Raw genomic sequence first — 22389 nt, forward strand, 5'->3', positions numbered from 1 at the left:
TATATTCTTATTCTTTATGAAGCTGGCCTTATTTGATCTCTATACAGAGTCGATTGATATCTATTCTCAAAAAATCGATAGCAGGAAAATTAATGAGCGTTCAAACCGTTAATGCGAAATGCCGGATTTATGATAAGGATCCCGTGTCATTGAACGGTCCTCTGTAGCAGAAATATCACAATTCTTATTATATCAAGCGAATCAATATCCAATGAGGAGGGCAATTATTGTTATCGAAGCCCCCCCCAAACTCTCCAATCCTCACGACCCCATTCCCTTCACGAAACCCCGCTACCCTCTCCTCCGGATGGCCGATCCCGAAAAGCATTCCGCCCCCACGATCACCCGGAGCTCCGCGCCGGGGATCTCCTCGGCGAGGGTCCGGCCATTCTGCGGCAGGACCCATCACCCCTCAAGGATCTCGCTCCCGATAGCTCATGATCGGGAGGCGGGGGACCCCTCCCCCCGCAGATACGCCGGCAGATCTCGATCCCTTTCTAGTCGCCTTCTTTCCCAGATTTCGAAGAGTCAGCCGTCACCTCCGGCCGAGGAGGTCGAAGAGGTTGAAATGCTCGTAGCCACCATCCTGGGCGGGAAAGCCCCGGATCGCCAGCCACAGGTCCCCGGTGGCGGGGAGGGCGACGAGGGACCACATGTTGGCGATGTGGGCCCTGAAGGCTCCCAGGGGCTCCCTCGCCCGATAGGCGAAGTCGGGGTAGAGGGCGCATATGGTGCAGAGGATGTTGTTCGTCCAGGAGGCAAAGCCCTCCGGCCTGGTCATCCTGGTGTAGGGGTCGTAGCGGTCGGATAGGATCTCGACGGCGACCTCAGGGGTGATGCCTCCGTAATGTTCGTGGATCAGCTGGCTGTACCTCTCAAACCGACTGGGGGCCTGGACGGAGAAGTTGTAGGGGTCTCGGAGGGCGGCTTGCCACCTCTCGATGGTGGATACGTCGAGAAGATCGTTGACGGGGGCCTGGTCCCTCACCATGTTGTAGCCGGAGTAGCCCATCCAGCCGGGGTAGCAGTTGGAGTGGTTCGTCTGCCAGAGGGCATCGACCCCCTCCATCGGGCGGCGGACGGCGACCCTCTTGGCGGAGGTCTCGACGACCGCCGCCTCTCTTGCTCCGCCGTCGGCGACGTGGTAGGCGATCCCGGCACAGCGGGGCCGCTCCCGGAAGATATCGATGGCGTCCTCGATGCTCCTCGCGGAGGCGAGGAGGAGGCGGGTGAAGACGACGATGCCGCAGCCGTCCATCGACTCGTGCTGCATCGAGGAAAGCTGGGTCATCATCTCGAAGCCCGCCTCGTTGACGCCACCGTCGAGGCCGATCATCCCCGGGTATGTCATGAAGGCGTGGCCGAAGCCGTCGTCGGGGTCGGCGACCACCATCATCCGGTTTGCGAGCTGGCCGGGCATGTTGAAGTTGTCCTCGTTCTTCCCGAAGATCAGCTCGCCGTCGCCCCCGGCGGCCTCGTCCCAGGCGGAGAAGCTGCTGCATCCGCCCCCGGCTGCCCCCCTGCCGGGGATCTTCGAAGCAACGGGCTCTGGCCCCTCTCTGCCGTCGGGACCGTCGCAGTTCCAGTAATTGGGATGGCAGTAGATGCACCACTGATCGTAGTTGGTGTTCCAGAGGAGGATCTCTTCGAGGGTGGCCCTCCCCCCGCCGTCCCGGACGCCGTCGGCGATCCCCACCATCTCCTCTCTGAGCCCCTTCGGAAGAAAAGGTTCCGCCAGCCTCTGTCCGGTCCAGAGGACCTCCTCCGCCCGGCCTATGTCGGAGCCGGTCTGGGCGGCGACGTAGGCTGCTGTGGCCGGAAGCGTCGTATCCACCATCAGGTCTATCTCGGCCGAGAGGAGGCGGCCATGCTGGTAGCCCATCTCGTAAGGGTCGCCAGCGAGGCGCAAGATTCTGACCCCCCTCACCTCTTGAAGCCTCGCCTTCTTCAGGATCTCATCCCTTATCATATCTGCCCCTTCTCGATCGTGATATCTGCGCCATCGGATCGGCCCCATTATCCATCTTATCTCCCCTGCAAACTATCCATAGTCCTCTCAGCTCGCGCCATCGGCGAAGGTGGCGCGAGGGGTGTGGAAGTACCTGACCAGGACCTCCTCGGCCTCTGGATCCACCGATATCACGTGGAACTTGACGTAGCCGTCGTAGCACCTGGCGACTATGGTATGGCCGACGAGGAGAGGTGGCACCAGGGGCGACTCGTCCCATTCCGCAGGGACGCTGCGGACCGAGGCGAGATCGACCGGTCCCATATCCCTGGTCTGGCTCGAGAAGCTGAGATCGTCGAGATGGGTGTTCCTCCACCAGAGGTGGCCGCTATCTCGGGGATAATCGGGGTGATCTTCGGCGCTGGGCTGCCAGGTTATGATCTCTCCATCATAGGAGGGATATTCGCCGGTGGTCCCTTCGGAGAAGTCAAACCCCGAATGGGTGAGGGTCGCCTCTCGATAAGAGGCCGCCGTCGTCCCGCTGGCCGCGCCATCAGGAACCACTTTGGCCTCTCCCGCCTCCGTTCCTGCGGCTCCGTTCTTTGTCGGAACAGAACCGCTCACCTCGGCGCCCCCGCCGACGCCGACGGTCCGCAAGGTGTAGCCTATGTTGTGGGAGTTACCCGCCAGGTCGACGATCCCGATGTAGTACCAGCCGGGTCCGGGAGCCTCATATTTGAGGGCGGCCAGGTCGCCGGGGTTTGAGGCGTCCGCCCTGGTGATGAAGTTGAAGTTCTTGCCGTAGAGGTCGATCCTCGCCCTCATATCTTCGGGGACGGATTCGAGCTTCGCCTCCAGAGTTCCGGGGCCGTCCATCCAGAGCTTGTAGAAGTCCGCGTCCCCCGCCGGGAAGATCGTCCCCCCAACGGCCTCGCCGGGGCTGATGGGGGCGGCGTCCCCTATCTCGCTCTTCGGCTCGTTTCCGTCCACCACAGCCTCGAAGGAGGCCTCAAAGGCGTAGGGGACCTTATGGGAGCCGCCCGCCAGGTCGACGATCCCGATATGATATACCCCTGGGTTCTTTACGTCAAAACTGAGGGTCGTCTTATCCCCGGGGTTTGAGGCGTCTTTCCTGGTGATGAAGTTGAAGCTCTTGCCGTAGAGATCGATCCTCGTCCTCATCTCCTCGGGGACGGATGCCGTCTTCACCTCCAGGACTCCGGGGCTGGAGGCCTCGAACTTGAAGAAGTCTACGTCCCCCTTGGAGAAGATGTATCCCTCTACTTGATCGCCGAAGTCTATGGAGGTAGCAATCCCGATCTCGCCGTTCGGCTCGTTCTCGTCGACCACCGGCTCAAAGTCCGCTTTGAAGGAGTATGGGACGTTGTAGGAGCCTCCCGCCAGGTCAGTGATCCCGATGTAGTAAGATACCGGATACCAGCTATAAGGATTGACGATGTCATGCTTCAGGGTCACCAGGTCTCCGGGGTTTGATGCATCGACCCTGGTGATGAAGTTGAAGTTTTTGCCGTAGAGGTCGATCCTCGCCCTCATATCCTCCGGTACGGATTCGGCCTTCACCTCCAGAATCCCGGAGCCGATTACATAGACCTTGAAGATGTCAGCGTCCCCCTTCGGGAAGATGTATCCCGAGATGAGATCGCCAAACCCCATTTCTGCGGCGTCCCCCGCCTCGCCGTTCGGCTCGTTTACGTCTACGACGGGATCAAAGGACAGATCGAAGGTGTACCCGGTATCGTGGGACTTGCCCTCCAGGTCGAGGATCCCGACATAATAACTCCCCGGGTTCGCGAGATCCAAGGTCAGGGTGACCAGGTCCCCGGGGTTTGAGGCGTCTTTCCTGGTGATGAAGTTGAAGTTTTTGCCGTAGAGGTCGATCCTCGCCCTCATCTCTTCGGGGACCGAGTTCAATTTCACCTCCAGGATCCCGGGGCTTGAGATCTCAAAGCCGCGATAGTCCACGTCCCTTGCCGGGTATATCGTCCCCGAGGCCGAACCGCCTGTGGTCATCCACGTGGCGTCCCCAAGGACGCTGTCGGGCTCCAGGGGGTCCATCAGACCGTACCCCGCTGTCATCAAAGTCAAAAAGACGAAAGTGGTGCAGATCAGTCTGAGGGCTGATCTTCGGATCGTTCCCATCATATCGGATACAACTGCCCGGGAAGTGCCAAAAACTTTGCGGGGGGAGGGGGCCGCTCGGGCCGGGCTGGGAGGGGCGCGAAGGGGACAGCCCCTACAGACCGAAGAGATCGCCGCCCTCACCCTACTCATCGGGCCCCAGGGTGACTACGACGTTGTCGAGGCCCCCGACGTCCCTCATGTTGCTGTACTCCCCCCTGATCCAGACCTCCGATACTGCTCTCATCACCGCCTCGAAGCTCCCTCCCATCTCTTTGAAGGACGACGGGACAAGGGGGACCTGCCGGCGGGTCCAGCTTCCCCCGGGAGGGTCGCCGGACCAAGAGAGGTAAGATCCGTCCCTGCCGTATATCCGGACGACGTCCCCGAAGGTGGGGCTGCCGTTGCCTGAATCTATCTCCACGAGATCGAAGCGGAGAGTTCCCCCAATGTAATCGGTCCAGTCCCCGGACCAGGAGGCGGGAGAGACGTAGTACCACGTCTGGCCTGACCCCTGATCCTCGCCCAGGAGGAAGCCTCCGGGGTTTCCTCCCTCCTCCCTCCAGGAGAGGGTGGCGTCCTTCCCCGCCCTCCACCCCTCGTCCCCGAGATCGAAGGTGGAGACGATGTCGCTTTTGACCGGCAGAGATACGATGACGTTGTCGATCCCCTCGGCGTCGGATCTATCGGAGTACTCGCCCCTGATCGAGATCCGGTCCACCGACCTCATCACCCTTCCGAACGCCTCTTCTGTCGCCCCAAAGGCCGAAGCTGTGAGGGGGAGGCGCCGATGGGTCCAGATGGCAGCCGGCATCTCCTCCGAATAGTAGGGGGACGAAGGGGAGACGGAGACCTCCGATCCGTCGGTCCCGACGATGACGACCATCTCAGCCTCGTAAGGTCCGCCCTTCCTCGAGTCGATCATCTTCAGGTCGAAGCTCAAGACCCCTCCAATGTAAGGCGTCCAGTCCCCGGACCAGGACCGGGGCGAGGAGAATCGCCAGGTACTCCCGTCCCCAAGATCTCTGCCGACGAGAAAACCGCCGCCTTTTCCCCCCTCCTCCATCCAGGAGAAAGAGGCGTCCCCCTCCGGCCTCCATCCGCCGTCCCCATCATCGAAGCTGGAGGCCAAATACAGCCCCGAGGGCGGCACAATGGCGACCTCGTCGAGGCCGACGATGGACCTCTTTCCCGTCCCCGCATAAGAGATCCTGATCTGTGCCACCGACCTCATGGCCCTCCGGAACTCCGGCTCGCTGACCCCGAAGTTTGTGCCGTTGAGGACGACCTCGCGGACGGTCCAGAACCTCTCGGGAGGGGGGGTGGAGGTGGAGAGGACCGTCCCGTCGGAGGCGTGGATCGATATCATCCCACCTTCGTTCATCGGTTCGTCGGCGGCCACCAGCCTATCGCGGTAGCTGAGCTGCCCTCCGACTCGGCTGCTCCAGTCGCCGGACCAGGATCTCGGGGATCTGTAGCTGTGGTCGCCTCCCGACGGTTCCGCCTGGAGGAAGCCCCCCGGATCTCCTCCAAACCGCTGCCAAGAGAGGCGGCCCCCCTCAGAGTACCACCCCTGGTCACCCTCGTCGAATCCGCATCTTTGAGCCTCGGCAGAGCCCGGCGACCCGAGAAGGAGGAGCAGAGCCGAAGATAGAGCCAAAATTTCTTTCATATACGCATCCCCGGTGGAACTTCTGCAGATGAAGCGCAACGGAACTTCTGCAGATAAAGTATAATATCTTTTTCGTTTCCTGGAGAAACTTCGGGGGCTTTAATTCGAAGATATCCTGGTCATGCGGCCGTTTCATCCTTCGCATCCGCAGGAAGATGGGTGGTGGATTGTTCTGATAAAACGGGGGAGATATTTGGAGAGGCTCGTATGAACCGTCGTTTGTAAAGGCGCAGCCGTCGGTCCTGTTTCGCAACAACTAAATATGGACCCGGCAAACCTCCCCTGAGATGTTCGAAGCCTGGGACGAGTATGATCTGATCGACGGGGGGCTCGTCGAGCTTACGGAGAGGCTCCCCGCCTCGGGGCTGGGGGAGGTTATAAGGTACGTCCTCAGATCCCCCGGCAAGAGGGTCCGCCCCCTAATCCTCATCCTATCGTCGGAGGCCTTCGGCTGCGAACCCAGGAGGTCTTTGAACGCCGCCCTCGCGATGGAGCTCGTCCACGCCGCCTCCCTCGTCCACGACGACATCCTCGACGGCGGGACGGAACGGAGGGGCGGTGCGTCTGCATTTCATAAGTACGGGATGGAGGCTGCCCTCCTCTGCGGCGACTACCTGATATCCAGGTCCATCGGCCTCTTCTCCGGCTACAGCCGGGAGGTGATCGAGGCCTTCTCCGCCGCCTGCATGGATATGTCCGAGGGGGAGATGCTGGACCTGGAGATGAGGAAAGGGCCCGAAGATTACTACCTCTGCATATCCAAGAAGACTGCCTCCCTCATATCCGCATCCTCGAAGATCGGATGCATGATCGCGGGCGCCTCCGGCGAAGACGTCGCCCTCTTCGAGAGGTACGGGACGCACCTGGGCCTCGCATATCAGGTCGCCGACGACCTCAACGAGTTTCTGGGGATGGAGAAGGGCAAATCGTCGGAGAAGAGCTCCGTCACCCTCCCCGTCATATACAGGAGGAATCACTCGGCTGAGAGTACCGTCGCCCTCTGCTCCGAGGCGATCCGGGACCACTGCCGCGCCGCCAAGGAGGCGCTCGCCGAGGCCGGCGGCGACGAAGAGATCAAGGAGAGGCTCGGAAGCATCGTCGACAGGTGGGGAGAAGAATGCAAGTCGCTGAAAGACCGCTGCTGAAGATCGAGGCCGAGACGGAAGGCGGCAAGATCGTCTTCCGGGCGAAAGGCCCTCTATCGAGGGTCGCAGGTCCCGTCATGAAGAAGATCAACGAGACCTTCTCCGGTGAGAAGCCGATAAGCTCAGAGCCAGACCGGATAATATTCTCCACCTGGATCCCCCCGGCCCCCGGCCCCGCCTTCGATCGGATGATCTCCTCCCAGGTGGCGGCCATGACCTGGAGGAGGGTCCCGGACCAGGTCTCCATCGCTGTCATCCGGGCGTGCCCCAACGACTGCATCCACTGCAGCGCCCCGTCGAGGACTGGGGAGGTCTTGAGCTCCGGGGATATCGAAAGGGTGATCGGAGAGGGGCTGGACCTGGGCTCCTACATGATCACCTTCGACGGTGGCGAGCCGATGACCAGGCGCGACCTCCCCGACCTCGTGGCAAAAGTGGACGATCGGGCGATCTCCGCCTCCTTCACCAGCGGCTTTGGCCTCACCGAGAAGCTCGCAAAAGAACTGAAGGCCGCCGGCCTCTACGCCGTGAGGGTGAGCATCGATAGCCCTCATCCAGCGGAGCACGACCGGTTTCGTGGTAGGAAGGGCGCCTTCTCCGACGCCCTCTCGGGGATAAAAAACGGTCTTGCCGGAGGGCTTCTTGTGGACCTCTTCATGGTGACATCCCCCATGAACATCGACGATCTGGAGGACGCTTACAACATGGCAGCGGAGCTCTCGGTCCACGAGCTATCCCTCTACGAGATCGTCGCCGTAGGGAGGTGGTCGGACCACGCCGACGAGGTTCTCAGCAGAGGCGACATAGACCGGCTCAGCAGGTTCCAACTCGAGAAGAACCGCCTCCCCGAGGGGCCCAAGGTCACCGCCCTCCCCCACCTCCTATCCCCCGAGATCTTCGGCTGCTTCGCCGGGAGGAGGTGGCTTCACGTCGACGCCTCCGGAGACGTTCTCCCTTGCGCCTACATGCCGATCCCCTTCGGGAACGTCCGGGAGATGAGCCTTGCGGATATATGGAGAGAGATGGGCCGGGACCGGTGGTTCCGGGGAAAGCCCCAAGGATGCATGATGAAGGACGAGGAGTTCAGGCGGGCCCACCCGTCCATCTTCAAGACCGGATGACCATCTCTATTGCTCCCGTTTTGCGGGAACAAAACGATTTTATACCGTGAAGTTCATCTGCTGGGAACGGGGGTTAAAATATATGAAAAACAGCAAATCAACTCTGTTATATCTGGCCGTAGCCATAACCATCTTCTCCACCGGCCAAGTCGCTGCCGACTGGCTCGCAGGAAATTTGGGGATCGCCGACGTGCACCACACCGCCGAGTACCTGGCTAAGGCCGGTAGCGGCGGTCAGAAGGACGCCGCCAACGCCAGCGACGGCGGCATCGCCACCTTTCCGGCGGCTCCCGCCGAGCGGCAGGTCTACAACATCGGCGGGACGTCCGCCACCGCTCAGCCTCCTGCCGGAGACGGGTCGGCGAGCCTAGAGCCCTCCGACTTCTCGGGGAGGTGGTCTTTCGCGCTGGTGGAGGATGCCGTCAGGTCTTTTGACCTCGCCCTCTATCAGAGGGGTGAGATCGTCTTCGGCAAAGGGGTTTTGGGCCCGTCTGGAGCCTCGACAGGATCCGGCTCCTCCGAGGACCGGGGGATAGACTCTATGATCGACTGGTTGAACCTGCCGCCTTCGGCGGGGAGCTCCGCCAGCCAGGGTGCCGCCAGCGGGACCGTGGCCGGAGATGAGATGAAGCTCGACCTCGTAACCCTCGACTCCATCGCCCTTTACAGGTTCGATCTCTCTCTGGTCGGAGATATCGCCACCGGCATCTACACCGCTTACGGGTCCGACGGGTCGACCTGGTCTGGAAACGTCACCGGATCGAAGATCGATTGACGGTGATGGAGATAAAAGGGGAGGATCGTAATGGAAAAGCCGGGAGGATCTCCCCGGCGAGATCTCCCTCACGATGAGGATGAATGGAGGTTTAAAGTTTATGAAATTAAAAAAGGCATGGATGGTGGCGCTGATCTTCTTGGCGGCGATCGCCTCTCCAGCAGCGTCTGAAGATCTCGACCTCGACGATCTCTCCGGAAGTCAGATCAGGTCTGACGTTGGGGAGGCATTCAAAGGAGAGTCCCTCTTTTACATCGACCCCGCCACCGGGATGAGCCCCGGCGTCGCCAACGGCAGCGCCGCATCGCAGCCGACGACCCCGGGCTCTCCCTGGTCGAACGTCGCAGGAAGGTGGACCCTCAGACTCGTTGACACCGCCGGTCAGAGGACCGTCGACCTCACCGTCTACCAGTACGGAAACGAGGTCTTCGGACGGGGGATCATGACCACGGGGATCAACACCCAGGAGGTGACGGCCGCAGGGTCGACCGAAGGGACGAGCCTATCCCTCCGCCTGGTCACCGTAGGAGGAAACAGCATGTATCGGCTCCGGACGACGGTGAGCGGAAACGAGATCTTCGGCACTTACACCGCCTACACCTCCGACGGGGGCTTCTGGGCAGGAAACATTAACGGCAGCCGCTTTTATCCGACAGCCCAGTCCGCACCCCGGGAGGGATCGGGGACGGTCAGCATAGGAAGCGTCGTGATGGGGATATCGGGCGGAAACGCCATGAGCTAGGGGCGGCTCTGAGATGGATGGAGGGCAATCACCCCTCCCTGAATTTTTAAACATCCAAACGAACGGGGGTTTCATGTTATGAGGATCATTCTGGTCTTTATCATCCTCCTCCTTCACCTCCTGGCGGCCCCCCATAACGCCGTCGGGGACGGATCGCAGGCCGACGAATGGCTGGGGATCGGAGGGCTCCGGATCGTCGACGTCCATCACACCGAAGGCTACCTCCGAGGGGTTATGAACCTCTCAGGCGAGAACGGCACCGGATGGATCCAGCCTTCACCGCCGGGGCAGCCTATGGCAGACGTCGCCGGAGTCTGGACCATCTCTTTTGAGGGGGAGGATACCATGTGGGCGGAGGTGACGCTCCACCAGGCTGACGGCGAGGTCTTCGGGGAGGGGGCGATGACCTCTCGAACCGGAACCCGGCTGGTGACGGCGGCGGGATACGTGGGGCAGAGCCAGCTGGATCTCTGGCTGGTCACCGTCGGCTATCCCTCTCTTTTCAGGGTCAGGCTGAGCCTTTTGACGAGCCCCGCCAGCGGCGGCTACGCGGTCTACTCGCCAGCTGTCCGGATGGGTTTCGGCACCGCCACCGGATACAAAGCCGCTGCCTTGGGGGATGTACCGCCTCCCCGGTCGCCCCTCTCGCAGGGGGGCTTCTAGGGGCTCGTCGTCGGGTCCGGGGCGGCCTTGGGCCGGAGGAAGCCCAAAAGGTATTTCCGTGGGCTCGAAGATCTGGTGGCCTTCAAATGATGGTTCGTATTGATGGGGAGTTACAAAGATGAGATGGCTAAGCCTGTTGATTTTGGCGATGGTTGCGGCAGCTCTCCTGCCAGGAGCCGCTGAGGGGCTCTGCCCGAAGCTTCGCTACGTCGATAACGTCGAGTGGCTGGGGGTCGGCGACTTCGGGATGGATCTGGGGATGCCAGAGCAGAAGAGGCCGGAGCAGAAGATCGCCGGGACTGAAGAGGATGGGACGGCGAATCTCGAAGAGACCGGTCCCATGGACGGGACCGATGAGAACGTTACAGATGCGGGAGAGACGGAAGAAGAGGTGGAAGGAGCCGCTCTCGGAGAGGGAAGGTTGGACCTCGTCCTCACCGGGGGGGTCACCGGAAGGGTTGACCTCTCCCTGATCCGGTCCGGAGACGTCGTCTTCGGTTCTGGGAACCTGACCATCGCGGGATCGAAGAGCGGGGTCGGTGCGTGCGGGACCGCTTCAGACGAGGGGCTCATCCTCAAGCTCGTGCCCCAGGACGGCTCCCGCCTCTACCTCCTCGATCTGAAGGGAGGTCTGGGGTCGGTCCGGGGTAGCTACGAGATGATGGGGTCCGACGGCGGCCTCATCTCGGGGAGGGTGGACAGATCCCCATTCTCCTGAAGATCTACGGGGGTTTCGCCCCCCGCAGCCATTTCATTTTTATCGAATACCCCGCAGCTCTGCTGCGGGGATGAGAATATAACCGAAAAACAATTGCTGTGGTCTCACATTCAAAGATAATTTTATGTAACAGAATTGTTAAACATGATGGGGGGGCGACCTATAAATCAAGATACAAAGGCGGCGGCGCGAATCATGCCCCGCAGCTTGCTGCGGGGTGCGCCGCCGCCAGTTTGACTTTGACGGTCGGACGGTAGGGCATCCTCCGGCGATCTTCCGGGATCTTCTCCTCCGGCAGCCCTCCGGCCCGGCAGCAAAAGAGTTATCCATCCTCCAGGAGATGGGGTGGACGATGGAACGGAAGCCTTTGAGGATGGGCTCGGTCAAGGAGGTCTACGACCTCGGCCGGGTGCTGGAGTTTCGGTTCACCGACAAGATATCCGTCTTCGACAAGGTGATACCAAGCCTCATCCCCCAGAAGGGGGAGACGCTCTGCAGAGAGGGCGTCCACTGGTTTACAAGGGCGAAGAGGATGGGGATCGCCACCCACTTCGAAGAGTTCCTCCCCCCCAACGGGATGCTGGTCAAGAAGGTGGACGTCATCGAGCCGGAGAGGATCGGGCCGGGGTCGAAGAACTACCTAATCCCCCTGGAGGTTATATGCCGGTGGTATGCGGCGGGTTCGATCTACGATCGGCTCGGTGAAGGGAAGGTCCAGCCCGAGGATCTGGGATTTCCGAGGGGCAGGAGGATCGAGTACGGCGAGCGCCTCCCCGAACCGTTCATAGAGGTCTCGACGAAGCTCGAGAGGATCGATAGGCTCCTCGATAAGAGAGAGGCGCTGGAGATCTCGGGGCTCTCGAAGGATGAGTACGATACGATCTGCGAGACGGTCCTCAAGATCGACGAGGATATCAGAAGAGAGGTGGAGCCCAGGGGGCTCATCCACGTCGACGGGAAGAAGGAGTTCGCCTTCGATGAGGAGAGGAGGATCATGATCGTCGATGTCTTCGGCACCGCCGACGAGGACCGTTTCTGGGATAAGGCGAAGTACGAGGAGGGAGAGTTTCTCGACCTATCCAAGGAGTTCGTACGGCAGCACTACAGGAGGACGGGGTACAAGGACCGGCTCTACTCAGCCCGGGAGAGAGGAGAGGCAGAGCCCGATATACCCTCCCTCCCCGCCGAGGTGATAGGCGAGGCGAGGGAGATCTACATCAGGCTCTTTGAGATGATCACCGGAGAGAGGTTTGAGAGCTACGGCCGTTGAAGGCTGGAGAAGATGGGGACTTGGAACTGCGCTTCGAACTGTATATCGGACCATTCGGCTGGATGCCTGAAGATCGGGGTGGGGGAGATGGATAAACGGACGGTGCTTTTCATCGCCCTGGCGGCGGCGGCCTTCGCCGGCTGCATCGGCGAAGATCGGGGGCCGGGGGAGGAGGAGGAGGAGGTCCGGGAGAGGATGGCGGAGGCGGTCGGAGATCTCGCAGCCTATCGGTTCGAGATCATGATGGACCAGAAGGTCGAGTTCTTCAACTTCGACCGCCAGGACTCCCTGGAGGGGGAGAGGGTCTCCCTCCGGTGGATGGGGGAGATAAACCTCACCGACCTCTCCTCGAAGGAGGTCTCCGTCTCCAGGAGGACCGACCTCGCCGGAGAGAGGGTCGCGGAGGACGAGATCGAGGTCTACATCCTGAAAGGGACGCTCTACCAGAAGATGGGGAACGAGTGGATCGGCCTCTTCCAGCCCGATCCGGCCCGCGGTATCGAGAAGATCGACCAGATGGCCCACCTCCTGGAGATGATCGATAGGTCCGACGTCGCCATCGAGGGGGCTGAGAGAAGGGACGGCCTGGACCAGTACAGGCTGAAGGTGACGCCAGACGACGACACCGCCTACGGCATCATGCTGGGGCAGATCAGCTCCGTCAACCCCCGCCTTCCCCTGATGATCGACATGATGGGCCTCTTTGCGGAGGGGTCAAAGCTGGAGTGGACGGTCTGGATATCCCGGGAAACGTTCCTCCCCGCCGAGAGCAGGATAACCACCGTATATACCGCGGGGCCCGGAGTCCTGAGGGTCCCCCCCGATAGCCCCGAGGACCTCCAGATCCGGTTTGAGACCCTGGAGGTGAGGAGGTTTGGCGGCTACCACGAGCCCGTCGTCGTCGTCCTCCCGGAGGGGGCGAGGGGAGCTCCCGTCCTCCAGCCGGAGATCCCAGCGGAGGAGGATGAAGCCTTCCCAGAGGGGTGAAGGGGAGGGTGGGGACGAGGTCACTCACCCCTCTTTCGCCCCTCGCACGTCTCCCCTCGATGGCTTAAGAGGGTGACATGATGATATGAAAGGGGATGTAGCGTTCTTTTTTTTGAGGGATAAGCCGGCCCGGGCCCTCCTCGCAATCCGGGACCTCGAAACCGCCTACGCCTCCGCCGTCGCCAAAGAGATCGACTCCACCGTCCCCCATACCCTCAAGATCCTCGCCGAGATGGAGAGAGAAGGGCTCGTAGCCTCGGCGCCTGAGGGGAGGATCAGAAGGCTCACCCTGACGGACCACGGCCAGAAGGCGGCCGCCGCCGTATCGAACCTAATCGACGCCCTGGGATCTGAGAGGACCCTCTGGAGGAGGCTCGCCCGGCTGGAGGAGATCGTCGGGGAGGCGACTGCCCTCCACCGGGAGGGGACGGAGCTATTGATCGGCCCCCTCCGGAGGGACGCAGCCCGGCTGATGGAGGCGGAGGACGAGGCTCTGCGGAAGAGGGCCGCGGCCCTGGACTCCCGGATAGTCGCGGCCCTGGGAGGATGTGGAGGTGGAGAAGGAAGCAGAGGGAGGTCGCAATGAGGAAGAAGATCGCCGAGATATCCTCCCACGAACTCTCTCATGACGAAGGGGAGGCGGCAGGCTGCGGAGAGCCGTCGTCTCCTGGACGGGAGGTAAGGACGGCTGCCTTGCGGCCTACAAGGCGATGGAAGCGGGGGTGAAGGTCAGGTACCTCCTATCTTTCTGGAATAGAGGCCGGGAGGGGGCCCACGAAATCAACCCCGACCTCCTGGCGGCCCAGGCCGATTCCCTGGGGTTGCCCCTCATAAGGACCGGCTTTTCGTCCTACGAGGAGGAGTTCAAGCGGGCCGTCCGCGCCATCGACGAGGTCGACAGGAAGAGGGGCGCAAAGATCTCCTCCGCCGTCTTCGGCCGCATAAGGACCCACGCCCCCCCTGGTGGAGCGGATCTGCGCCAGCCTTGCGATCGAGGGCTTGATGCCGATCTGGAATATGAATTCGGAGGAGGTCATCGGGGAGCTCCTCGAAGCCGGCTTTGAGGCGGTCGTCGTCGGCGTCCGCTCCGGCCTCCTGGGAGACGAGTGGCTCGGCCGCCGGATCGATAGAAGCTTCGTCGCGGACCTGAAAGCCCTCGACCCCGCAATCGACCCCTGTGGCGAGAATGGTGAGTTTCATACGTTCGTCCTCGACGGCCCGATCTTCAAAAGGAGGCTCGTGATCGAGGAGGGAGAGGCCATCTCTAGGGGAGCTGTCCGGTTCCTCGATATAAAGGAGTTTGCCGTCGAGGAGAAAGGGGCCCTGTGAAAGATAGCCTCCAGATCTTCCCCTGGACCATCCCCATGAGGCCGCCGCCATGAAGATGAAAGCCCCCTGATCGCGGGGCCCTCCCCTGGCGGAGCGCCGCCCGCGCCCTCCGGGAGGCCTTCTTCGGCGTCGCGGTCTGCCTCGGCATCGTCGTCGTATTCCGGGAGCGTTTCAACTCCGGCGGGAGGCTCGCCGGCGGGGCGGTGACCGTCCCGTCTCTCCTCCTCCTCCCCGCACCGACAGTCGCCGAGAGGTCTATCTCCATCCTCTCGGCGGCCGCATATGCGGGCCCGGTTCTGCGATCATCTAAAGGCTTTCCGTCTATCGGGTCGGTCTCGCCGGTACGGCTCCCGAGGAGGCATAGAGAGGTGATGGGGACGATCGCATCTCCCATCTTGGAGGCCCCTCTTTTTTCAGAGCCTCTTCTTCTTCGATACCATCCGCTATCCCCCGGCCGGAGGGGGGATCGATACCCTCGGGGCCGGTGAGATCGGAATCTTTAAAAAGTTCGATATCACATAATTGAAGGAGGTGATATCAGATGCAGATAAGCGCAAGGAACGTCCTCTCTGGCAGGGTCAAGGCGGTGACCCTCGGCGTCGTCAGCGCCGAGGTTGTGGTGGAGCTATCCGGCGGGGAGGAGATCGTATCCGTCGTCACCAGGAGGTCCGCCGAGGAGCTGGGTCTCTCGGAGGGAAAAGAGGTCTCGGTGGTGGTCAAGGCGACGAGCGTCATGATAGCTCTGGAGTGAGGCCCTCCCTCCCCTTTCGCCGCTCCATCAAGTCGAGGGCTATTAGAAAGCCGATCGCCCTCTCCGTCAGAGGATAGCGGCCCACCAGCTCCTTGAACCTCCGGTTGTGGCTCGGCTCGATGAGATGGGCGAGCTCGTGGACGACGACGTAGTCCTCGACCCACTGGGGTGCGTCCCTCAGCCGGGAGCTGATCCTGATCGTCCCGTCCTCGAGGGTGCAGCTCCCAAACCTCTTCATCTGCCGGTCGGAGTAGCATATCCCCTCCCAGCGGAGGAGGCCGCCGAAGTACTTCCCGTTGAGGTGGTCGGCCCTCCTTTCGAGGTGGGAGTCGTCCCGGGGGCAAAGCCTCCTCTCCATCCTCGCCCGGAGGCGGGAGACGTGCTCGGCGAGCTCCCGATCGGAGATGGCGGCCGGCGCCATCACCAGGAGGTCGCCGTCGACCATCCTCGCCTGGACGGTCTTCTTGCGACTCTTGGACCTCTTGACGATCACTTCCATACTGACATCTCCACTTATCCATCGATGTTATGGTATGAATCTCTTTCGGAGTACTGGCTTCCACCGCGAGAGATCCGGGAGGCTTCTTTTCCCGCCTCCGATCTCCTCCGATCCCCGGGCCACCATTAACATCAACGGTTAAGGGAGAATGATCCATCCCTCGAATCGGGAGATATCGCCCGCCTCCGTCGTTTATGAAAGGTTCTTAACTTATCATATAATTTGTGAAAAGATCTCAACTAAATACAAGTCCTATCCGGCGGAAATGTAGCTGCGAGGCGCTGGATCATGGGACCTGTTGAGACTAGACTATTTAAGGGCGCGTCGGAGATCGACGAGCTCTTCTGCGTGGTATCGAACGTCATCTTCGGCCCGAACTTCGACTGGGAGGTCTCCGACTCGTCGGATGAGAGGCTAGTGATGAAGATCACCACTTGCCCCCTCCTCCGGGAGGCGGAAGCTGTGGGGCGGGACCCCGGGGAGCTATCGAGGACGTGCTCAGCCTACCTGAGATCCGCGGTGGAGAATTTGAACCCTCGATGCACCCAGAGGTACGGGACGATGATGTGCACCGGCGACGGCTGCTGTGAGAACGTGATGACCATCAGGGAATCGACGATAAATCGACGATAGATCGACGATAGATCGACGGCGGATAGAAAGATCGAGACCTATCGATCAAAAGACGCAAAATCCTACTAAAAAAAGGGAACGACGGGCCGAAGATGGGGGCGGGGGTTTTGGCCCCCAGAGACCTCCCGGTCCGAAGAAAATTTTCCTATCGCTTCGGCAGGCTGTATACGTACCAGTAGATCCCGCCGACGAAGAGCGCCCCTCCGACGATGTTGCCCAGGGTTACGGGGATCAGGTTGACGACGAAGAACTCGGTCCAGGTGACGCTCGCCCCGTACATGATCCCCGAGGGGATGAAGAACATGTTGGCGATGCTGTGCTCAAAGCCGATGGCCACGAAGGCCATAATCGGAAACCATATCCCCAAAACTTTGCTGACGACGTCATCGGAGGCGATGGCAAGCCAGACCGAGAGGCAGACGAGCCAGTTGCATCCCACCCCCTTGAAGAAGAGGGGCCAGAAATCCTGAGCGACCTTCGCCTCGGCTATCCCTGTGATCGTCCCATGCCATGGATCGGCGGCCAATAGGCCGGTGATGTACGTCAGGAAGAATACCACGAATATCGAGCCGAGGAAGTTTCCAAAATAAGATACCGTCCAGTTTCTCGATAGCCCCAACCAGGAGGCCTTCTTTGAGAGGACCGCCGGAACGCAGCAGGCGGTATTGCCGGTAAAGAGCTCAGCTCCGGCGACAACGACGAGGATGAGCCCCACGGGGAAGACGGCTCCGAATACGAACTTCTGTAGCCCCGGGTTCTCGGCTAGTAGGCCGGGAACCCCGCCTCCGACGACGACTGCGAGCAGTCCCCCGAAGGCGATGAAGGCGCCTGCCAAAAAGCTGAGAGCCAGGAGCGGTCCGGATGCCATCTCGACCTTGCTGCAGCCGATGTTGTCGACGGAGCATGTCGTCTCTTTTGGTGATTTAAATCCCATCGATCTTTCTCCCATGAATCTATGTAATGAATTGACAGCTTACGAAAAATGAGTCGGACGCGGCCTTCTTCGATCCCGCGACCATCCCCTTGAAGAGGGGCTGGCCGAGATGCGGCCCTTCGCCGACCACTCTTGCGAGCCGCTGGAGATCCTCCGGCCGGGGCGTGGTCACCTCGGCCAAGGTCCGTCCTCTCGCAGCCACCGGTCGATATCCTCCGCCGCCTTCTTCCCGGCTCCCATGGCGCTGATGACCGTCGCACCGCCGGTGGTGATGTCGCCGCCGGCCCAGACCCCCTCCCGGGTCGTCCTCCCGGCGTCGTCGACGACGAGCGTCCCCCATCTGGTCGTCTCAAGATCGGGGGTGTTCTTCGGGACGAGGGGGTTGGGTATCGTCCCCACGGCTATGATGACCGTCTCAACGTCCATTATATGTTCAGAGCCGGCTTCGACGATGGGCCTGCGCCTTCCGCTATCGTCCGGCTTCCCCAGGACCATATTGACCACCTCCATCCCGGCGACCCTGCCCCGGTCGTCTCCCAGCATCCTGGTGGGGTTGGTCAGAAAGTCGAAGATCACTCCCTCTTCTTTGGCGTTCTCGATCTCCTCGAGCCTCGCCGGCATCTCCGCCTCGGACCGGCGGTAGACGACGTGGACCTCCTCGGCGCCGAGCCTCACGGCGCACCTCGCGGCGTCCATGGCGACGTTTCCGCCGCCGACGACTGCCACCTTCTTCCCCTGTCTTATGGGGGTGTCGTACTCGGGGAACCTGTAGGCCTTCATCAGGTTTACCCTCGTCAGATACTCGTTGGCGGAGTAGACTCCGTTGAGGTTCTCGCCGGGGATGTTGAGAAAACGGGGCGCCCCTGCGCCGATCCCGAGGAAGACGGCGTCAAACTCCCCATCCAGGAGCTCGTCGACCTGAAGGAGCCTTCCCACCACAGAGTCGAGCTCGAAATTGACCCCCAGGCTCTTGACGTAATCGACCTCGCAGCGGACGATATCTTTGGGGAGGCGAAACTCCGGGATCCCGTATATCAGGACCCCCCCGGCGTCATGGAGCGCCTCAAAGACGGTGACCCGGTGGCCCCTCTTGGCGAGATCGGCGGCTGCGGTGAGGCCCGCAGGCCCCGCCCCCACGACGGCCACCTTTTTGCCCGACGGCTTCGCCTTGCCAACTCCCCCCGGGCCGGTGCCTCCCTCTTTAGGAAGGTCGCAGCTCCCCTCCCAGTCTGCCACGAACCTCTCAAGACGGCCGATGGCTACGGGTGCGCCCTTCTTGCCCAGAACGCACCTCTCCTCGCACTGGACCTCCTGGGGGCATACCCTTCCGCAGATGCCGGGGAGGCTGTTCTTATCTTTGATGATCCTGACGGCATCCTCCATCTCGCCACCCCTTACGGCCTCAATGAAAGCCGGGATATCTATCCCCACAGGACAGCCTTCGATGCATCTGGGCTTTTTGCACTGGAGGCATCTATCGGCCTCTTTTTCGGCCTGCTCTTCGGTATAGCCACAAGCCACCTCGAGGAAGTTCTTCCGTCTCTCCTCAGGAGACTGCTTGGGCATTGAAACCCGATTGAGGTTCAGCTTCTTTTTATCAGACATCGTATCCCGCTTCGGTTTTTTGATGTTCTGCGGCTCTTCGATTGGCCCAGTCCCCCCGCCGCAATAGTCTGCGGTCGGAGCCGGGATCTGTGAGGCGGACGTATCGATGAAATGCCGACGTCTGCACCTCAACCGGAGTCTGCCCGCCATCGGTATATCCTCTGCGATGGGCTTTGGAGTTCAACCTATGCCTCAATATTTAAATCTTTTCGGCTCGCTCTTCTGCCCTTTCAGCCGGACCAGACGCCCCTCCAGATAATTATATAATTTTATTCGGTTTATTAACTCCCGACGGTCCACCTCCGGTGAAGCTGCCCCAGGAATGATCTGGAACACCGCCATAAGATCGGAATGCATGGGTCATCGGTTAAGGAGTTTAAGCTACACAATATTTCCATTTTTCACACGAATTATGCGTCATCTAGATTTGATCCGATTTCAAGACTGACTTGCTGTAGCCTCTTTGACCAAGCCAATCTCACCGTACTTGCTACCGAGATCGCTGCCTCATCGCGATTCTTCTCTTAACCGATGACCAATGGATCGGAATGCCGGTTCCTAGCTGTCTATTAATATATCTGTCCCATGGGGCTTCTTCGACCCCGTTTGGTTAAAATACAACAACGAGAAGTTCCTTTTCCAGCGGAAGACCAAGAGCAACTTAGAAATACGACTACGCTGCTCCAGAGAAGCACGCGGTGGTGAAAGTGGACGAGATCGCCCTGACCATTGATGGAGAAGAGGTGAGGACTCGGAAGGGAGCTACAGTCCTCGAAGCAGCCCGAGAGGCAGGGATCTATATACCCGCCTTATGCGACCACCCCGACCTTTCGCCCATCGGCTCATGCAAGCTCTGCATCGTCGAGGTGGAGGGTCAGAAGGCGTACCCCACCGCCTGCACCACCATGGCAGAAGAGGGGATGGTGGTGAGGACTCGGACCGAAGAGCTCCAGCAGATGCGCCGCCACACCCTGGAGATGCTCCTCGCCCTGACGAACCACCCGACGAGCTGCCTGTTCTGCGACCGGAAGGACGAGTGCGGCGACCTGCGGGAGTGCATGAGAAAGTTTCCCATGGCGGTGGGGTGCAAGTACTGCCCCAACGACGGCGAATGCGAGCTGCAGGCGGCGGTGGAGTATACTGGCCTCGACAGGATAAGGTATGAGACCTCCTATCGAAACCACCCCGTCCTGAGGGAGCCCTTCTTCGACCGCGACTACAACCTCTGCATCCTCTGCGGCCGGTGCGTGCGGACCTGCAGGGAGGTGAGGGGGGAGGGGGTCCTCGACTTCGACGTCGACTACCACCGCCAGCATTCCATAGGCCCCGTCTCCCTCCTGGACTCCGAATGCAAGTTCTGCGGCGCCTGCGTCGACGTCTGCCCCACCGGAGCCCTCCGGGCGAGGGCCGAGAGGTGGGAGAGGCCGGAGGGTTTCGTCACCACCGTCTGCCCCTTCTGCGGCGTAGGCTGCGTCATGGATATCGGCGTCGCCTCCGGTCACATCGTCCGGGTCAGGGGGACGAGGGGCGATACCCCAAACAACGGCCAGCTCTGCGTCAAGGGGAGGTTCGGCCTCGACTTCGTCGAGAGCCGCGAGCGGCTGAAGACCCCCCTCATCAGAAAGGACGGCGAGCTCGTCGCTGCCAGCTGGGATGAGGCGTTCTCTCTCATAGTAGAGCGGTTCTCTCGGTCCAAAGGCGATCGCTTCGCCCTCCTCTCCTCCGCCAAATGCACCAACGAGGAAAACTACCTCGCCCAGAAGCTATGCCGTCTCGTGATGGAGACCAACAACGTCGACCACTGCGCCCGCCTCTGTCATGCCTCCACCGTCGCCGCCCTTGCGGCGGCCTTCGGGAGCGGGGCGATGACCAACTCCATCGATGAGCTGGCGGGCGCAGGCTGCATTTTGATCATAGGATCCAACACACCAGAGCAGCATCCCGTCATCGCCCTCAAGATCAAGGAGGCGAAGAGGAGGGGGGCGAAGATCATCGTCGCCAACCCCCGAAAGATCGGCCTGTGCAGCATAGCCGACGTATGGCTGAGGCAGACGCCGGGGACCGACGTCCCCCTGATCCTCGGCCTCTGCAAGGTGATCCTGGACGAGGGGCTCGTCGATGAGAAGTTCATTGAAGAACGGTGCGAAAACTTCGATGCCTTCAGAGACTCTCTCGCCGAAGTCTCCCTGGAAGATGCGGCAGAGATCACCGGCGTTGAGGCGGAGCTCATGATAGAGGCGGCCCGGATTTATGCCCAAAACGATCCCTCTTCCATCGTCTACTCCATGGGGATAACCCAGCACTCCCACGGGACCGAGAACATCCTGGCCCTGGCAAACCTCGCCATGATGACGGGAAACCTGGGAAAGCTAAGCTCCGGCATAAACCCCCTCCGGGGCCAGAACAACGTCCAGGGCGCCTGTGACATGGGAGCCCTCCCCAACGTATTCCCCGGCTACCAGGCGGTGACCAACGACGACCTGAGGATGAAGTTCGAGGCGAGTTGGGGCGGAGAGCTCCCGAAGAAGCCGGGGCTCACCCTCCTGGAGATCTTCGGCGCCATCGAAGAAGGCGAGATCGACTGCATGTACATCATCGGCGAAAACCCCGTCATCAGCGACCCCGACGCCGCGCACGTCGCCGAGGCGCTGGAGAAGGTCGGCTTTCTCGTCGTCCAGGAGATATTCCTCTCGGAGACGGCAGCCCTCGCCGACGTCGTCCTCCCCGCCACCTCCTTCGCCGAGAAGGACGGGACGTTCACCAATACCGAACGGCGGGTCCAGAGGGTGAGAAAGTTGCTCGACCCCCCGGGGGATTCGATGCCAGACTGGATGATCTTATCGGAGATGGGCAGAAGGATGGGCCGTCCCGACCAGTTCACTTATTCTGATCCCTCAGAGATCATGGTTGAGATATCGTCCCTCACCCCGAGCTACGGTGGTATCAGCTACGAGAGGATCGATAAGGTGGGGCTGCAGTGGCCGTGCCCTACCCCCGACCATCCCGGTACCAGGTACCTTCACAGAGACGGCTTCACCCGGGGAAAGGGGCTCTTCTCGGTCTTGGCTTACCGACCCTCCGCGGAGCTTCCCGACGAGGAGTACCCCTTCATCCTCACTACAGGACGGGTCCTCTGCCACTTCCACACCGGGACGATGACGAGGAAGGTCTCGGGGCTGAACCTCTTAAGAGATGAAGAGCTGGTGGAGATCAACCCCGCAGACGGGATGGCCCTGGGGATCGAGGACGGCGAACTGGTGGAGGTCACCTCCCGGAGGGGGACGGTCACCGCCAGGGCGAGGCTGACGGAGAGGTCGTCTCCGGGGGTCGCCTTCATGACCTTCCACTTCGCCGAGACGCCGACGAACGTCCTCACAAACCCCGCCCTCGACCCCGTGGCCAAGATACCGGAGCTGAAGGTCTGTGCCGTGAACCTTTCCAGAGCGGATGGTGATTGA

General features: G+C 61.1%; 22 protein-coding genes. 15 read left to right on the forward strand and 7 right to left on the reverse strand.

Features of this window, described 5'->3' with window-relative positions; all coding sequences use genetic code 11:
- Positions 1-535: 535 nt before the first annotated feature.
- From P0O24_RS07685 to P0O24_RS07695, 3 genes are all read right to left on the reverse strand, one after another.
- Positions 536-1969, reverse strand: coding sequence for a C45 family autoproteolytic acyltransferase/hydolase (locus P0O24_RS07685; RefSeq protein WP_316969163.1), 1434 nt, complete (start codon positions 1967-1969; stop codon positions 536-538).
- An 87-nt stretch (positions 1970-2056) separates the two neighbouring features.
- The gene (locus P0O24_RS07690) at positions 2057-4111 is read right to left on the reverse strand and encodes a hypothetical protein (protein WP_316969164.1); all 2055 of its coding nucleotides are present in this window, start codon (positions 4109-4111) and stop codon (positions 2057-2059) included.
- Positions 4112-4232: 121 nt separating this feature from the next.
- Positions 4233-5759 carry a laminin B domain-containing protein gene (locus P0O24_RS07695; RefSeq protein ID WP_316969165.1) on the reverse strand — a complete coding sequence of 509 codons (1527 nt, stop codon included), beginning with the start codon at positions 5757-5759 and terminating at the stop codon, positions 4233-4235.
- A gap of 287 nt (positions 5760-6046) precedes the next feature.
- Here P0O24_RS07695 and P0O24_RS07700 point away from each other — a divergent pair, with 287 nt between their 5' ends.
- The 12 genes from P0O24_RS07700 to P0O24_RS07755 all read left to right on the forward strand — a co-directional run bounded on the left by P0O24_RS07700 (position 6047) and on the right by P0O24_RS07755 (position 14509).
- Positions 6047-6904: a polyprenyl synthetase family protein gene (locus tag P0O24_RS07700; RefSeq protein ID WP_316969166.1), complete on the forward strand. Its 858-nt coding sequence runs from the start codon at positions 6047-6049 to the stop codon at positions 6902-6904.
- Entirely contained in the window at positions 6877-8025 is a 1149-nt protein-coding gene (locus P0O24_RS07705) for a radical SAM/SPASM domain-containing protein (RefSeq protein ID WP_316969167.1), read from the forward strand. Before P0O24_RS07700 ends, P0O24_RS07705 begins: the two co-directional genes overlap by 28 nt.
- A gap of 82 nt (positions 8026-8107) precedes the next feature.
- Complete coding sequence (locus P0O24_RS07710) at positions 8108-8800, forward strand: hypothetical protein (RefSeq protein ID WP_316969168.1); 693 nt, start codon at positions 8108-8110, stop codon at positions 8798-8800.
- Positions 8801-8900: 100 nt separating this feature from the next.
- A complete protein-coding gene (locus tag P0O24_RS07715) occupies positions 8901-9542 on the forward strand; it encodes a hypothetical protein (protein WP_316969169.1) in 642 nt (213 codons plus the stop codon).
- Between the two features lie 78 nt (positions 9543-9620).
- Positions 9621-10205: a hypothetical protein gene (locus P0O24_RS07720; protein WP_316969170.1), complete on the forward strand. Its 585-nt coding sequence runs from the start codon at positions 9621-9623 to the stop codon at positions 10203-10205.
- A 118-nt stretch (positions 10206-10323) separates the two neighbouring features.
- Entirely contained in the window at positions 10324-10923 is a 600-nt protein-coding gene (locus tag P0O24_RS07725) for a hypothetical protein (RefSeq protein ID WP_316969171.1), read from the forward strand.
- Between the two features lie 352 nt (positions 10924-11275).
- Entirely contained in the window at positions 11276-12193 is a 918-nt protein-coding gene (locus P0O24_RS07730; protein ID WP_316969172.1) for a phosphoribosylaminoimidazolesuccinocarboxamide synthase, read from the forward strand.
- An 87-nt stretch (positions 12194-12280) separates the two neighbouring features.
- On the forward strand, positions 12281-13180 hold the full coding sequence (locus tag P0O24_RS07735; RefSeq protein WP_316969173.1) for a LolA-like protein: 900 nt from the start codon (positions 12281-12283) through the stop codon (positions 13178-13180).
- A 112-nt stretch (positions 13181-13292) separates the two neighbouring features.
- Complete coding sequence (locus P0O24_RS07740) at positions 13293-13766, forward strand: hypothetical protein (RefSeq protein ID WP_316969174.1); 474 nt, start codon at positions 13293-13295, stop codon at positions 13764-13766.
- Positions 13763-13906, forward strand: coding sequence for a hypothetical protein (locus P0O24_RS07745; protein ID WP_316969175.1), 144 nt, complete (start codon positions 13763-13765; stop codon positions 13904-13906). Before P0O24_RS07740 ends, P0O24_RS07745 begins: the two co-directional genes overlap by 4 nt.
- Positions 13891-14244 carry a hypothetical protein gene (locus P0O24_RS07750; RefSeq protein WP_316969176.1) on the forward strand — a complete coding sequence of 118 codons (354 nt, stop codon included), beginning with the start codon at positions 13891-13893 and terminating at the stop codon, positions 14242-14244. Before P0O24_RS07745 ends, P0O24_RS07750 begins: the two co-directional genes overlap by 16 nt.
- Positions 14198-14509: a Dph6-related ATP pyrophosphatase gene (locus P0O24_RS07755; RefSeq protein WP_316969177.1), complete on the forward strand. Its 312-nt coding sequence runs from the start codon at positions 14198-14200 to the stop codon at positions 14507-14509. Before P0O24_RS07750 ends, P0O24_RS07755 begins: the two co-directional genes overlap by 47 nt.
- On the opposite strand, the gene P0O24_RS07760 is transcribed toward P0O24_RS07755, so the two are convergent.
- Positions 14445-14903: a hypothetical protein gene (locus P0O24_RS07760; RefSeq protein ID WP_316969178.1), complete on the reverse strand. Its 459-nt coding sequence runs from the start codon at positions 14901-14903 to the stop codon at positions 14445-14447. The genes P0O24_RS07755 and P0O24_RS07760 overlap by 65 nt on opposite strands.
- Positions 14904-15050: 147 nt before the next feature.
- Between P0O24_RS07760 and P0O24_RS07765 the strand changes: the two genes are divergently transcribed.
- Positions 15051-15260 (forward strand): TOBE domain-containing protein, encoded by a 210-nt coding sequence (locus P0O24_RS07765; protein ID WP_316969179.1) that lies wholly within the window; start codon positions 15051-15053, stop codon positions 15258-15260.
- On the opposite strand, the gene P0O24_RS07770 is transcribed toward P0O24_RS07765, so the two are convergent.
- Positions 15241-15759: a M48 metallopeptidase family protein gene (locus tag P0O24_RS07770; RefSeq protein WP_316969180.1), complete on the reverse strand. Its 519-nt coding sequence runs from the start codon at positions 15757-15759 to the stop codon at positions 15241-15243. The two genes, P0O24_RS07765 and P0O24_RS07770, sit on opposite strands and share 20 nt — an antisense overlap.
- 288 nt (positions 15760-16047) lie before the next feature.
- On the opposite strand from P0O24_RS07770, the gene P0O24_RS07775 reads away from it, so the two are divergent.
- On the forward strand, positions 16048-16392 hold the full coding sequence (locus tag P0O24_RS07775; protein ID WP_316969181.1) for a hypothetical protein: 345 nt from the start codon (positions 16048-16050) through the stop codon (positions 16390-16392).
- 145 nt (positions 16393-16537) lie between these two features.
- Here P0O24_RS07775 and P0O24_RS07780 read toward each other — a convergent pair whose 3' ends face one another.
- Together P0O24_RS07780 and gltA are read right to left on the reverse strand one after the other, a co-directional pair.
- Positions 16538-17326 carry a formate/nitrite transporter family protein gene (locus tag P0O24_RS07780; RefSeq protein WP_316969182.1) on the reverse strand — a complete coding sequence of 263 codons (789 nt, stop codon included), beginning with the start codon at positions 17324-17326 and terminating at the stop codon, positions 16538-16540.
- Between the two features lie 168 nt (positions 17327-17494).
- Positions 17495-18931 (reverse strand): NADPH-dependent glutamate synthase, encoded by a 1437-nt coding sequence (gltA, locus tag P0O24_RS07785; RefSeq protein WP_316969183.1) that lies wholly within the window; start codon positions 18929-18931, stop codon positions 17495-17497.
- A 707-nt stretch (positions 18932-19638) separates the two neighbouring features.
- On the opposite strand from gltA, the gene fdhF reads away from it, so the two are divergent.
- The gene (gene fdhF, locus P0O24_RS07790) at positions 19639-22389 is read left to right on the forward strand and encodes a formate dehydrogenase subunit alpha (RefSeq protein WP_316969203.1); all 2751 of its coding nucleotides are present in this window, start codon (positions 19639-19641) and stop codon (positions 22387-22389) included.

Source organism: Candidatus Methanocrinis alkalitolerans, assembly GCF_029167205.1.
In the GTDB taxonomy this organism is placed as follows: domain Archaea; phylum Halobacteriota; class Methanosarcinia; order Methanotrichales; family Methanotrichaceae; genus Methanocrinis; species Methanocrinis alkalitolerans.

Coding starts and splice junctions, on each gene's coding strand:
- P0O24_RS07685 (WP_316969163.1), bottom strand. CDS start 1,969: ATGATAAGGGATGAGATCCTGAAGAAGGCGAGGCTTCAAGAGGTGAGG.
- P0O24_RS07690 (WP_316969164.1), bottom strand. CDS start 4,111: ATGATGGGAACGATCCGAAGATCAGCCCTCAGACTGATCTGCACCACT.
- P0O24_RS07695 (WP_316969165.1), bottom strand. CDS start 5,759: ATGAAAGAAATTTTGGCTCTATCTTCGGCTCTGCTCCTCCTTCTCGGG.
- P0O24_RS07700 (WP_316969166.1), top strand. CDS start 6,047: ATGTTCGAAGCCTGGGACGAGTATGATCTGATCGACGGGGGGCTCGTC.
- P0O24_RS07705 (WP_316969167.1), top strand. CDS start 6,877: ATGCAAGTCGCTGAAAGACCGCTGCTGAAGATCGAGGCCGAGACGGAA.
- P0O24_RS07710 (WP_316969168.1), top strand. CDS start 8,108: ATGAAAAACAGCAAATCAACTCTGTTATATCTGGCCGTAGCCATAACC.
- P0O24_RS07715 (WP_316969169.1), top strand. CDS start 8,901: ATGAAATTAAAAAAGGCATGGATGGTGGCGCTGATCTTCTTGGCGGCG.
- P0O24_RS07720 (WP_316969170.1), top strand. CDS start 9,621: ATGAGGATCATTCTGGTCTTTATCATCCTCCTCCTTCACCTCCTGGCG.
- P0O24_RS07725 (WP_316969171.1), top strand. CDS start 10,324: ATGAGATGGCTAAGCCTGTTGATTTTGGCGATGGTTGCGGCAGCTCTC.
- P0O24_RS07730 (WP_316969172.1), top strand. CDS start 11,276: ATGGAACGGAAGCCTTTGAGGATGGGCTCGGTCAAGGAGGTCTACGAC.
- P0O24_RS07735 (WP_316969173.1), top strand. CDS start 12,281: ATGGATAAACGGACGGTGCTTTTCATCGCCCTGGCGGCGGCGGCCTTC.
- P0O24_RS07745 (WP_316969175.1), top strand. CDS start 13,763: ATGAGGAAGAAGATCGCCGAGATATCCTCCCACGAACTCTCTCATGAC.
- P0O24_RS07750 (WP_316969176.1), top strand. CDS start 13,891: ATGGAAGCGGGGGTGAAGGTCAGGTACCTCCTATCTTTCTGGAATAGA.
- P0O24_RS07755 (WP_316969177.1), top strand. CDS start 14,198: ATGAATTCGGAGGAGGTCATCGGGGAGCTCCTCGAAGCCGGCTTTGAG.
- P0O24_RS07760 (WP_316969178.1), bottom strand. CDS start 14,903: ATGGGAGATGCGATCGTCCCCATCACCTCTCTATGCCTCCTCGGGAGC.
- P0O24_RS07765 (WP_316969179.1), top strand. CDS start 15,051: ATGCAGATAAGCGCAAGGAACGTCCTCTCTGGCAGGGTCAAGGCGGTG.
- P0O24_RS07770 (WP_316969180.1), bottom strand. CDS start 15,759: ATGGAAGTGATCGTCAAGAGGTCCAAGAGTCGCAAGAAGACCGTCCAG.
- P0O24_RS07775 (WP_316969181.1), top strand. CDS start 16,048: ATGGGACCTGTTGAGACTAGACTATTTAAGGGCGCGTCGGAGATCGAC.
- P0O24_RS07780 (WP_316969182.1), bottom strand. CDS start 17,326: ATGGGATTTAAATCACCAAAAGAGACGACATGCTCCGTCGACAACATC.
- gltA (WP_316969183.1), bottom strand. CDS start 18,931: ATGTCTGATAAAAAGAAGCTGAACCTCAATCGGGTTTCAATGCCCAAG.